12 protein-coding genes are annotated in these 12,651 nt (G+C 44.1%); 3 read left to right on the plus strand and 9 right to left on the minus strand.

The genetic code is table 11. The features are described 5' to 3' along the window. Positions 1 to 38 precede the first annotated feature (38 nt). Positions 39 to 383 (plus strand): ABC transporter, encoded by a 345-nt coding sequence (locus ACXAF2_RS16080; protein ID WP_475140116.1) that lies wholly within the window; start codon positions 39 to 41, stop codon positions 381 to 383. 45 nt (positions 384 to 428) lie between these two features. Here the strand turns inward: ACXAF2_RS16080 and ACXAF2_RS16085 are convergent, their stop codons facing one another. The 3 genes from ACXAF2_RS16085 to ACXAF2_RS16095 all read right to left on the minus strand — a co-directional run bounded on the left by ACXAF2_RS16085 (position 429) and on the right by ACXAF2_RS16095 (position 2,277). Further along, on the minus strand, positions 429 to 944 hold the full coding sequence (locus ACXAF2_RS16085; protein WP_475140117.1) for an SRPBCC domain-containing protein: 516 nt from the start codon (positions 942 to 944) through the stop codon (positions 429 to 431). A gap of 743 nt (positions 945 to 1,687) precedes the next feature. Then, positions 1,688 to 1,894, minus strand: a complete 207-nt coding sequence (locus tag ACXAF2_RS16090; protein ID WP_475140118.1) for a hypothetical protein — start codon at positions 1,892 to 1,894, stop codon at positions 1,688 to 1,690. A gap of 146 nt (positions 1,895 to 2,040) precedes the next feature. Continuing rightward, positions 2,041 to 2,277, minus strand: a complete 237-nt coding sequence (locus ACXAF2_RS16095) for a hypothetical protein (RefSeq protein WP_475140119.1) — start codon at positions 2,275 to 2,277, stop codon at positions 2,041 to 2,043. 527 nt (positions 2,278 to 2,804) lie between these two features. On the opposite strand from ACXAF2_RS16095, the gene ACXAF2_RS16100 reads away from it, so the two are divergent. Together ACXAF2_RS16100 and ACXAF2_RS16105 are read left to right on the plus strand one after the other, a co-directional pair. Beyond that, entirely contained in the window at positions 2,805 to 4,151 is a 1,347-nt protein-coding gene (locus tag ACXAF2_RS16100) for a phytoene desaturase family protein (RefSeq protein WP_475140121.1), read from the plus strand. Further along, positions 4,151 to 5,017, plus strand: coding sequence for an RNA polymerase sigma-70 factor (locus ACXAF2_RS16105; RefSeq protein ID WP_475140425.1), 867 nt, complete (start codon positions 4,151 to 4,153; stop codon positions 5,015 to 5,017). Before ACXAF2_RS16100 ends, ACXAF2_RS16105 begins: the two co-directional genes overlap by 1 nt. Before the next feature lie 149 nt (positions 5,018 to 5,166). Here the strand turns inward: ACXAF2_RS16105 and pepT are convergent, their stop codons facing one another. The 6 genes from pepT to ACXAF2_RS16135 form a co-directional block, all read right to left on the minus strand. Further along, on the minus strand, positions 5,167 to 6,402 hold the full coding sequence (gene pepT / locus ACXAF2_RS16110) for a peptidase T (protein ID WP_475140122.1): 1,236 nt from the start codon (positions 6,400 to 6,402) through the stop codon (positions 5,167 to 5,169). Between the two features lie 144 nt (positions 6,403 to 6,546). Beyond that, on the minus strand, positions 6,547 to 7,509 hold the full coding sequence (locus ACXAF2_RS16115) for a carbohydrate kinase family protein (protein ID WP_475140426.1): 963 nt from the start codon (positions 7,507 to 7,509) through the stop codon (positions 6,547 to 6,549). Beyond that, on the minus strand, positions 7,502 to 9,016 hold the full coding sequence (locus tag ACXAF2_RS16120; protein WP_475140123.1) for a glycoside hydrolase family 32 protein: 1,515 nt from the start codon (positions 9,014 to 9,016) through the stop codon (positions 7,502 to 7,504). Before ACXAF2_RS16120 ends, ACXAF2_RS16115 begins: the two co-directional genes overlap by 8 nt. A gap of 65 nt (positions 9,017 to 9,081) precedes the next feature. Further along, positions 9,082 to 10,695, minus strand: a complete 1,614-nt coding sequence (locus ACXAF2_RS16125; protein ID WP_475140125.1) for an ABC transporter substrate-binding protein — start codon at positions 10,693 to 10,695, stop codon at positions 9,082 to 9,084. Between the two features lie 28 nt (positions 10,696 to 10,723). After that, the gene (locus tag ACXAF2_RS16130) at positions 10,724 to 11,602 is read right to left on the minus strand and encodes a carbohydrate ABC transporter permease (protein WP_475140126.1); all 879 of its coding nucleotides are present in this window, start codon (positions 11,600 to 11,602) and stop codon (positions 10,724 to 10,726) included. A 15-nt stretch (positions 11,603 to 11,617) separates the two neighbouring features. Next, positions 11,618 to 12,583 carry an ABC transporter permease gene (locus ACXAF2_RS16135; RefSeq protein WP_475140127.1) on the minus strand — a complete coding sequence of 322 codons (966 nt, stop codon included), beginning with the start codon at positions 12,581 to 12,583 and terminating at the stop codon, positions 11,618 to 11,620. Positions 12,584 to 12,651 lie beyond the last annotated feature (68 nt).

Genomic DNA, 12,651 nt, shown 5'->3' on the forward strand with positions numbered 1-12,651 from the left:
TAAATAGGAGGTCCGTCCCTAAGAAAGGAATGAGTTCCATGAAACCACTTCATGAAGTATTCCATAACTGGCAGGAGAAACTTGATCAGGATGAATGGTATTTCGGCCATTTCTTTGAGGAGATCACTACTAGCATGACTTCAGAGGAAGCTTTTCAGTACATACCTGTCGTCATCCAGGAATTAGTGAAATTGCGAAATGGGTTTTTAATAGGGGAAATGGTCGATTTTCTACATGCCGTCTATGAAGTGGCCAATACAACGGAAATCCATCCAGTCTTAATTCTGGAAAAAGAAACCATTGAAGAAGTCATTCGGAAGTTCGGGGATGAGTACTCTCACCAGGCGTTTCGTGAGTTTAAGAAATCGTTGCGATGGAATTGAAAGAGGGACGGACCTCTCTAAGTAGAAGGTCCGTCCCTACATTTTTTATTTCACCTTCTGAAGGGCTTCCTCGAGGCGGTCCCACGTTTCGGTGATGCCTTCTATCACACCCATATCCATAACGGTCTTGAGAGACTCTGCCGAATCATATTCAGCACGGTTGATCAACTTCGTCCTCCCACCCAAATCGATGAATTCCAATGTATTCGTCGTCGATGGCATGTCTTCATTCGTATTGCCTTCCGGATCTGAGAAGGAATCGACGTAGATGATCTTCTCCGGCTCGATGATCTCCTTGTAGACCCCTTTTCCCCAAGATTCCATACCGAAGAATTCTCCTTGATTCTGATCCGTGCACTTCATGCAGAAGTGCCACACACCTCCCGGACGGAAATCCACGTTACAAACGGGAAGCTCCCAGCCCCTTGGTCCCCACCACTGTTTGAGATGTTCAGAGTCTTTAAACATAGTAAACACTAGCTCACGCGGCGCATCAAATTCCCGTTCAAGCACGAGTACCCGATCATTCTCCACCTTTGAAGTCAACGTTTTGTTGGACATTTCATTTCCTCCCGAACATTAGAGTATTTTGAATCAAATCACATCAAAAAACGCAGGACACTGCCATCCACAGATACCCTTGATGAATACGGTCAAATCATGATATCTGGAACAGCCTGTAAGAAACCAGTATCCGCTTGTACTATTCTTCAAAGATTCCTTATTTCCTTCTTTGGTTTTGAGATTCTTGGAAAAAACGGTTCCCCCAGCTTTCTGGTTCGCAGGACCGTTGATATCTTATCTTTAGAAAAGTAAAGGGTAGAGCGGGAACCGTCCCCACTCTACCCAAATCACTCGTCAAACTTTTATATTAGTTCAATTCATGTATATCCGAAAAAACACTACAATTACAATTAGATATAGTAAAGCATGTATCATTCTAAATTGAATTTTTTCAGAGTAAAATATGTATATATAAATTATCGTTAAAACTATAAAAATTAATAGATACATAGTTTCCAACATAGGCTCACCGCCAATTTTTACAATTTTAATTTAACTTTATATGTCCAAGTACTAGGAATATCACAATAGTGCCGGGGCACCAATATGAGAATTCTTCTTAGTTTTTATTTCCATTTTTTTCTAAATCGAGATATTAAATATACTATTAGAACTATGAAACCAACTAGAATGATTGTTCCATAAAACATGTCATCCACAACCTTTCTATCCTTGGGTTAATCTTTTAAACCCTTAGTCTGAGGAACGATTGAATATTTCAAATGTATTGGTAAAGATCTTTAAATCTTTACTTGTTTCCTCAAAACAAAGCAAAAGATAATACTCGTAAAGATATAATAGATTCCTATGATCGATAACACATCTGTCATCACGGTCCATAGTCCATTTCCTTTTATCACAAATCCCCATATCAAGAAGCTCGTGATGAATATGAGTGGGAATACGAGAAAATATCCGAGGAAGGTTAGTTGCTCTTTTTGTTTCATCATCGTCATCCTTAAAAAATACTTATGTGGAACCATATATGAAAATCAGTGCCCGCTTTACTGTGATTGGGGTCAGGCACTAATCAGTGTTCATTAAAGATGATAATAAAAAGAAGAGCAAAAATAACCTGCTCTTCCTATCTAGGTTACTTCGTTTCTTTTTTACTATCAAAAATCCCCCATACAAAATAGATAATACCTATTAACATTGTAAAGAAAATAAATACATTAAAAATACTAGGTGTATAGGACAGATATTGGATAAAATCTTCTTCTCCCCATGTACCACTATCGGCACCTGCGATGGCTGCTGTGATGTATTTGGTACTATAAAGGATCGTTGTCATTAGTAAAAAAATAGAACCGATTATCTGTTTATTCATATCACAGGATTCTCCCTAAAGAATTTACTCATTTCATTTCCAAGAATGATGCCGGAAACCCAAGAATTATATTAGATAGCAAAAATAAAAGCAGTAATCAATAATGAAAAAAATAGACTAATGAAAAATGAAATTTCCCAATGTTTTTTATCTGTCAGTTTAAAAAGAATATTTAAGACAGAACTAACGAAAAAACAAACGGTAAATAGAAATAATATGATGAAAAGTATTGGCATTTGTTCACCCTTTTCTTCTAAAAACTGCTTAATCCCTCATCCAAGCAGTTCTATTCATACTACACTTCCTTAATAGAGTAGAACTTCTCTATTACCAAATAATAACGTACCATACAGAAATAGATCCTTCCGCAAAAATCCCGAACATTAATTTTTTTTAAGGTTCGACACTATGTAAAATAATGAGAAAAAGGGTCAGCTCTCCTTCACTCCAGATGTACTGGGACGGTTCTCGCGCTTCTTTTCACATTTAGAGGAAAGCACCAGAACCGTCCCCATGCTTCCCCCATTTTGTCACAGAATCATTCCCTCATCCGTTATATCAGTAAATACACGAAAAGGATGATGAAAATGGTTAAATATGAAGTGGCTATTGTAGGTGGAGGGATCGCTGGATTAACGGCTGCCATCTATGCAGCGAAAGCAGGAAAACGAACCATTGTATTGGAACAGCAAAAGCGATTTGGAGGCAGGGCCATCACCAATAAAAAGCAGGGGGTATATTTTAACCTGGGCAGTCATGCACTGTATAAAGGGGAAGCGTATGAAACTTTCCGCGAACTCGGGTTACGACTTGAGGGAAGCTCACCCTCTATTCATGCCCACGGGATGTGGAAAGAACAAATCGTCCCTTTACCGACGAGCACCTCTTCCCTCTTTCAAACGCCTCTCTTAAGCATTGCAGGAAAGTTCGAACTGGCAAAATGGTTCATTAAATTAAGAAAAATCGACACAAGTGTCTGGAACCATGTCAGTATCCGGGATTGGATTGAAGCTCAGTTGCATGATCCCACGCTGCGCAACGTGTTCTATTCACTGCTTCGAACATCCACTTATGTTCTTGCACCTGAATTACACGCTGCTGGGCCTGCCTTAAAGCAACTGCAGCGTTCTCTTCAAGGGGTCCTGTATCTCGATAAAGGATGGGGGTCACTTGTAGAAGAACTGCGTGAACGTGCTGTCCAACTGGGAGTGGAACTGGTCAGTGATTGCAAGGTAGGGGTAATCGAACATCATGATCAAAAAGTACACTCGATTTTATGTCAAGATGGTACTAGAATAGAAGCATTGAATGTCATACTAACTACTCCACCCTCTATTTCTCACAAGCTCGTTCCACATGCAGATCAAACTGCCCTTCACACGTGGCACAATCAATCGATACCTGTTACGGTTGCCTGTCTCGATGTTGGCTTGCGCCAGCTGCCTAAGCCAAGGCACCAATTCATCTATGGATTGGATCAGTCCATATTCCTTACCAACCAATCACGGGAAGGGAAACCAAGGCCGGCTATCTTGAGTGATGATGGGACACAACTGATATCACTTTTTAACTATCAAGGGCAAGAACCAGATGCAGCAAAGGATGAGGCTGAGTTGGAACAAATGTTAGATGTGGTTCAACCCGGCTGGCGGAATGAATTAGTGATAAGACAGTTCCTACCGAAAATGACGGTAGTCCACGATTTTCCTCATATGAAACGAACGGAAGATCCTGGCCCTGCTGTCCCTGAAATTGAGGGGTTATATGTTGCTGGTGACTGGGCTTCACATGGCGAGCTGCTCGTTGATGCATCCGTAGCTAGCGCCAAGCGAGCCATTTCACATCTACTAAACATTAGAGAGGAAATCAAATGATGAGTATGGAAGGACTTTATCAAACCTATCAACCTTTGCTCTTTTCATTAGCCTACCGTATGTTAGGCAGCGTGATGGATTCAGAGGATATTGTCCAAGAAGCGTTTATTACCTTTGATCAGCTTACTAACCGCGAACAAATTGAAAACAAAAAAGCGTATTTATGTAAGATCGTCACCAATCGCTGTCTGGATCTCATACGGTCATCCGCCAAGAAACGCGAGGTATATGTCGGACCGTGGCTTCCGGAACCATTGCTTGAAGGCGGGCATTCACCTAACGATCCTACCCATACCTTTCTTCAACAAGAATCCATCTCCACAGCCTATTTACTATTATTACAACAACTCAATGCGATCGAACGAGCCGTCTTTTTGCTTCGAGAAGTGTTTCAATACTCTTATGATGATATCGCTGAAATTCTTGGAAAAAGCAATGCGAACTGCCGGCAAATTTTCCACCGTGCGAAAAAAAGCATGGCGTACGACATTAAGAAACAGCCTTCGATTTCCATAGCGGAATCTACAGTCAAAGAGTTTGTACAGTCCATCTTAAATGGAAACGTACATCAATTATTGGACCTTGTCAGCGAAGATGTCACCATGTACTCGGATGGCGGTGGCAAAGTAAAAGCTGCACAAGTCCCTATTCACGGTGCGAACAGAGTCGTTCAATTGCTCCAAAACCTAATGAAAATGTATGCAGGCACATTCACTATCCACTATACATCTGTTAACAGTCTCCCTGGACTGATACTAACAATGGAAGGCCACTTACAATATGTGTACTCCTTTACCTTCAATGGCAATCAAATTCAGACGATCTATACGGTTGCTAATCCTGATAAACTGCGACATTTGCAATAGAAGATCCCTCCGATTACGAGACTGCAGCTTTCATTCTAATAATCAAACATAAAAAAACAGCTGGCCCTGCCCGTATAAGCCAGCTGTTTTATCCAATTTATTGATCATTCAGTTGGAAGCACCAGAACCGTCCCCATGCTTCCTTTCTTTCATTTTGTCTCTTCTTCAAATAATCGAACAATCTCAATGATGACCTCGGTCGCTTTCACCATGTTATCCACTGAAGCAAACTCATATCGGCTGTGGTAGTTTTCTCCGCCAGTGAAGAGATTGGGTGTCGGTAGACCCATATAGGAAAGATGTGACCCATCCGTTCCACCCCGGATTGGTTTAATATCTGGTGTGATCTCCAGGTTCTCCATTGCCTGCTTTGCCAATTCGACGATTTCTATGACAGGTTCTATTTTCTCTCGCATATTATAATACTGGTCTTTGATTTCAAGCTGGACGTTTTCCTGGCCGTAGATTGCCTGCAGGTCTTTTACAATGTTGGTGAGCGTCGTCTTTCTCCCGTTAAAGCTTTCCTGGTCGAAGTCCCGGATCAGATAGCTCATGGTTGCTTGTTCAACCTCTCCCTGAAGAGAAGTAAGATGATAGAACCCATCATATCCATCAGTGGATTCGGGCGCATCTTTTTGTGGTAATCGCTGATTCAATTCCATGGCGATTTTAGCAGCGTTCACCATCTTGCCTTTGGCTGTACCCGGGTGAACATTTCGCCCGTAAATCTTGATGTTCGCTTCTGCCGCATTAAAGCTTTCATATTCTAATTCACCCAATGGTCCGCCGTCCACTGTGTAGGCAAATTGAGCATTGAACCGATCCACATCGAATTGAAGGGGTCCTTTCCCTGTTTCTTCATCGGGCGTAAAGGCGACTCGAATCGTGCCGTGCTTCACTTCGGGATGCTCAATCAAATAGGCCATCGCCGTCATGATCTCCGCGATTCCTGCTTTATTATCCGCTCCAAGGAGGGTCGTTCCATCGGTTGTCACCAGGGTGTGTCCCTTATAATCCAGTAACTGAGGAAAGTCCTTCACCGATAGAACAATCCCCAGTTCCTTATGTAACACAATATCGTTCCCATCGTAACCCTCAACGATCTGAGGCTTCACATTTTCCCCCGTAAAGTCCTCAGATGTATCCATGTGGGCAAGGAATCCAATCGTAGGGACTTTTTTGTCCGTATTTGCAGGTAATGTCGCCATGACATACCCGTATTCATCAATCGTTACGTCTGTCATTCCGATTTCATTCAATTCCTGTACAAGCATGTTGGCAAGTACGAGCTGACCCGGAGTGGAAGGCGTTGTTTCCACTCCATCTTTTGACTCTGTATACACCTTCACGTACGTGGTTAATCGATCGATCAATTCTTTTTTCAACTTGACTCCCCCTTTTCACTACCTCTTTATTTTATCAAATTTTTAGATAAGCAGAGAAAAATAAAAACGGTGCCTGACACCCAGCACAATAAGCTTTACCATGCTGGGCATCAGGCACCAATTTAGTGCGCTAATGTATAATTATCACCAATTAAAGGTCCGTCCCTCTAATTCCCTAATCGCGCTGATCGCCCCTATTTTTGTACAAACAGTTGCCCCCACGCGATTGCTGGTTGAAATGACGTTTTTTAATTCTTCGAAATCCTCCAGGAGGGCTTTCGGAACCTGATAGTGATTGAATTGATACAGTGTCGCCCCAACGAATGCATCGCCTGCCCCCGTTGAATCAATGGAATGAACGGGAATGCTTGGGACGATACACGATTCTTTTCCATTTGAAACCAGTGTTCCATCCTTCCCAAGGGTGACGGCTACCACATTCGCTCCCAGTCTATGAAAATGTTCGATTCCATCTGATAGATGGGCGAATCCAGAAATGATCGTACATTCCTCTTCGCTCACTTTGACGAAGTCTGCTTGGCTGATGCACTGCTCTGCCACCTCAATGAAGTCCCTCTCTCTCCCTTTCCATAAATCGCTTCGAAAGTTCGGGTCAAAGGAGACGAATTTCCCTGCTTCTTTGGCCGTTTGGATGAAGGATACGTACGCGGATTTAAAGGGGTCATCCAGTAAGGCGGTGGCCGATCCAAAGTGAATGATTGAAGATTCCCTCCAGCTGCTTTGATGAAGGTCTTCCTTGTTCAGATGGGCATCCGCCCCTCGATTAAACACGAAATCTCTTTCCCCATCTTCTTTCAATGATACAAACGCCAACGTCGTAGGATGATGCTCATCAAGAAGAATGGAAGAATCATCAATGGTAAGGTCTTTCATGGTCTGTTTCAAGAAATGGCCGAACGGGTCATTTCCTACTTTGCCCAGGAATCTGGCTCGCCCACCAAGTGTGGTAATGGTGGCACACACATTCGCAGGAGCCCCCCCGGCTTGCTTGGAAAAGTGTTGTCCTTGAGCCAGATCTGTATTGATATCAGTACAAAAGAAATCGATGAGCAGTTCACCGATGCATAAAATCGAAGGGTCATTCATGCGTTCGTACTTCCTTTCCCCAGATAGATGAAAGCTCGGTAACCAAGAGCTCTTCAACCTGGGCACCCCCTCCAATGGCAGTGAGGGAAAGGGTGTGATTCGTTCCCTTTTGGAAGATCAGATTGGTTAATACTCCCCGTCCTCCCTGTGCGAATACCTCTAAGGAAGACGAGTCCAGGAATAATTGAAGGCTGAGTGTATTGTCCATTAATGCCACAGGACATTCGGAAATTGCCGGAAAGGAATCCGAAAACTCGTGTTCTCCTGACTGAGTCCTGTCGATGGATAAAACTTGGGTGATTCGATTGTACCGAATACTTGTTTTCTCATCGGATGAATGGTGGATAATCAGACTGAACTCCTCTGCCTCTTTTAATGTTACAGTCAGATTCACTTCCACTAATTCATGATTCACATCCATTAAGTATGCTTCTTCCGTTAACTCTATTGCTTTTGTGACCTTTGATTCGTTTCTGATTCTGTTCAACTCGGATACAGGTTTCTGTAAAAGCTGAGCCCCATCTGCAGTAGAAGTCAAAGTCAATTCTCGAGGCAGTGTCATAGCTCCTCTCCATGTTTCAGTCGGAACCTGGTTTGCATATCTCCAGTTGTTCATCCATCCAAGATAAATGCGTCTTCCGTCCTTTTCAGGGATATCGGACCAGCTCACTCCCGCATAATTGTCCCTTCCGTGATCAAGCCAGAGGATGGTGTCCGCACCGTGATGGTTGATGAACGTCTTACCGTCAAAGTCCCCAACAAAGTACTGGGTCCTTGAACCTTCCTTGAAATCCGGATTGTCACCGATGCTCACCAGCATCACCCATTTCACCTGATCTGGATTTCCGTCGACCATAAGTGGAAACAGATCCGGGCATTCCCATACTCCGAAATGGGCCCCTTCGTCCTGACCGAATTCACTGGCGAACTCCCAGTCGATCAAGTTAGGGGACGTGTAAATGGTAATCGTCTGACCCGTCGCCAGCACCATGATCCAACGTTCAGATTCCTCATGCCAAAACACTTTGGGGTCCCGGTAATCGGTAATGTCTTCATCTGACAGGACAGGATTTCCCTGGTACTTCTCCCACGTCCTGCCATGATCTTGGCTATAGGCAAGGCTTTGTCTTTGCCTTGGACGATCGGAATCCGGATATGTGTCCGCACTTGTATAAATGGCCACCAGCCCGCCATTCCCCTTTTCAAAGAAATCCGATGTATTCGTCCAATCCACCACGGCGCTTCCAGAGAAAATAGCACCGTGCTCGTCAGGATAAAGAGCGATCGGCATCTCCTCCCAATGGATCAAATCACGACTAACCGCATGCCCCCAGTGCATCGGTCCCCACGTGGTTCCTTGTGGATGATATTGAAAGAAGAGATGATATTCCCCTTCGAAATAGACCATCCCGTTCGGATCATTCAGCCACTTTTCCTTCGGGGAAAAATGAAATTGCGGACGATAGGTTTCTGAATAAAGGCTCATTTTTTCTTGAAAGTTCGTCATGAGAATCCTCCTTTGCATTCAAAAGACTGCGCGATTGCCAAAGCAAGGCACAGTCTGAATATTGATTATGATTGGTTACGATCATATCCATCCTGTTTGATTTTCAACCACTCCTGTAACCCGAGGCGGTCGAGTTCTTTCAAGTAATCCGCCCATTCTTCATCGGCTTTCCCGTTGGTGATCCATTCCGCCTTTTTACGCTTCACATAAGCAAGCAAATCGGTCTCGATCTTCGAAAGCTTATCTAACTCCTCAAGAGAGAAGAATACTTTTGGATAGATGTTTTCCGCCTTCATATCCGGTACCATGACATCCTTCATGAGCCCCAGTCTCCAGGCAGCATCATCCGGTTTCGTCGTCACGGTTCCGTAGTATTCGTCCAAGATTGCCAGTGGACCGCCGACGGATGTCTTTTCCCTTAGCTCAACAGGAGCCGTTCCTTCTAATGGAAGGTGCTTTAATGAATTGCTGGCACTATCCATTTCGAAGATGTTTTGCTGTTTGTCATCCCCATATGTTCCCCAGTTATTTTGAACCGATTGAAGCGGGTTAAAGAATTGATCGATCCACTTCGCCGTCAGTTCAAGGTTCTCGTTCGCACTCGTGATGACCATTTTGTTCCGGTCAAATCCCATACCGTTCGTTCTCGTCACATTCTTCGTTCCATCAGGGCCTTCAAGGGCCGGCATGAGGTCGTATTGATCGTTCATACCCGTGATGTTGGCTTTATCCCATGTGAAGTACATGCCGTAACGTCCTTCTTTCCCTTTCGACAGGTAGGTGTTCCAATCCTGTTCAAAAGCTTCTACGTCAATCAAATCTTCTTTATATAAGTCATTCAAATAATTGATGGCATCCTTATACCCTTCGTCTGCTGCGGTCAGCTTCACTTCACCGTCATTTGTGACGACCGTGTGATCCCAGTTCTCACCGAGTCCGAATGAACCGAACAAGAAGGACACATCTTCCCCTCCATGGTTGATGATGAAGGACATCGGGATTTCATCTGCCTCACCGTTCCCGTTCGGATCCTGCGTCTTGAATGCTTTCAGGACTTCTTTAAGTTCATCGGTTGTTTTCGGCATCTTAAGCCCGAGTTTATTCAGCCATTCGACGTTGATCCAAGGGAAGTCATCGACGGAGTGGATGCTCTCCTTCCCTGAACCAAGCTCTTCAATCCAAGGGAAGGAATAAATATGTCCATCCGGTGCCGTCATCATCGAGCGATATTCAGGCGCATCTTCCAACACCTTTTTCAGATTAGGCATATGTTCATCAATCAGATCCTCTACAGGAACGATCGCTCCATCCTTCGCAAGCTTCAACAGCTCATAGTCACTGTATCCCGCATTCATGATCGCGTCTGGAAGCTCGCCGCTCGCGACAGCGAGATTCCGCTTTTCATTGAAGGTTTCCCCCGCTGTATAATTGGTCCAGTCGATCTTCACTCCCGTTTCTTCCTGGAGCCTTTTGAAGATCAGCTTTTCATTTGGATCATCCGGAGCAAGTGGTGAGCTGGATGTCATCATCTTCAGCGTCACCTGTTCCTCTAACGGAAATTTCACATTTTCCAGTTCAAAATTCTCAGAAGAAGCACTTTCACTGTTGTTGCTGCACCCGGCCGTAAGCAGCATGCCTGACATCAGAAGTACCGACATTGTCTTCGTCTTTTTCCCCATTGTTAAACCCCCATTGATAAAAGATAGATTATTTTAAAGATCCCACCATTACACCTTTTTCAAAGTATTTCTGGAAGAATGGATACATAATGATCAGCGGCAAGCTCGCTAATACGATGGATGAATACTTGATCATCTCTGAAATTCTTTGGAGTTCCGCGGCAGCCTGCTGGTCAGCGATCATTCCCGGCTGCACCTCATTCTGAATAAGAATCGATCGCAGGACGAGCTGTAACGGGTACAAATCCCTGTCCTCAAGGTAGATCATCGCATCGAAATATGAATTCCATTGTGCGATGAACGCATAGAGGGCGATGACAAAGATGATCGGCTTTGACAACGGAAATACGATGTTCAAGAAAATCTTGAACTCCGATGCCCCGTCGATCCTCGCTGCTTCCTTCAACTCATTCGGAATCGATTTGAAATACGTCCTCGCAAGGATAATGAACCAAACGTTGATGGCATTTGGAAGGATAATCGCCCAAATTGTGTTCAGCATCCCTAAGTCCTTCACCACCATATACGTCGGGATCAATCCTCCGTTGAAGAACATCGTGATGAGAAAGAACACCATGATGAACTTTCGTCCGACAAGCCCTTCAGCCGAGAGGGAATAACCGGCAAAGATGCAGACACTCACGGTGATGAGCGTGAATCCGACAGAATAGAGAATCGAGTTGATGAATCCTTTGACGATGGTCCCGTCCTCGAAGATCCGTTTATAACCCTCAATCGTCCAATCCGAACCGCTGATGAGGAATCCCTTTTTCACCAGAACATTCGGCTCAAGAACCGAGGATAGTAGAACGTATATCAAAGGGAACAGAACGATGATCACGATTCCCCCAAGCAGGATTTTGTTAATGAAAAGAATGAGTTTATCACTCCTAGTGTATTGGTACATCTCGTTTCCCCCTTTCTATAAAAGGCCTTCGCCTTCGTTTAATTTCTTGACCACACGGTTGACGAAAACCAATAAGATGACATTGATGACGGCATTGAACAACCCTACTGCCGTGGCGAATGAATAGTCACCTGCCTGCAGTCCGCGCTTGTATACATAGGTAGAAATGATTTCCGAGGTTGGAAGATTCATAGACGTCTGTAACAGATAGGCTTTCTCAAATCCAATCGCCATGATGCCTCCTGCAGCCAGGATGAACAGGACCGCCATGACAGGCTTCAGCGTCGGAAGATCGATATGCCGGATGCGCTGCAGCAGGGACGCCCCATCTACGGTTGCTGCATCGTGAAGCTGGGGATCCACATTGGCGAGTGCCGCCACATAGATGATCGATGCCCACCCTGCACCCTGCCAAACCCCTGACCAGATATAGATGCTTCTGAAAGCATCAGGATCGGACATGAATGAAATCGGCTTATCCGTAAAAATCGACAACATCGCATTAATCGGTCCCGTAGGTGATAGGAAGAGAAAGATCATCCCGGAGATGACGACGACTGAGATAAAGTGTGGTGCATAAAGGATGAGTTGAATATTCTTCTTCACCCCTGCTTTTCTAAGCTGATTCAGCATCAGTGCAAGGATGATCGGGATCGGAAACCCGATCAGAAGCTCGAAGGAACTTAATTTCAGAGTATTGACCAGGATGTCCATGAAATTCGGAGACGATAAAAAGTCCGTAAAGTGCTTGAATCCCACCCATTCACTTCCATTGATCCCCCTGATGGGACTGAAATCCTTAAATGCAATGGATGCCCCGTACATAGGAACATACTTGAAAATGATCGTAAGAATGATGGCAGGTGCAAGAAACAAATAGAGAATATAGTTTTTCTTCATATAATGGAGCCTGGTTTTGAGCTTCGAATTTTTCTTTGTTTCCGTTATGACTGGTGTATCTGCCTTCGCAAGTTCTTGCAAACGTTTGACCCCCTTTTTATAAATCACTTTGTTCAGAAACAATGACCCTGCCCATTTAGGTGAGGTTG

The sequence above is a fragment of the Rossellomorea sp. ABR4_004 genome (assembly GCF_056159585.1).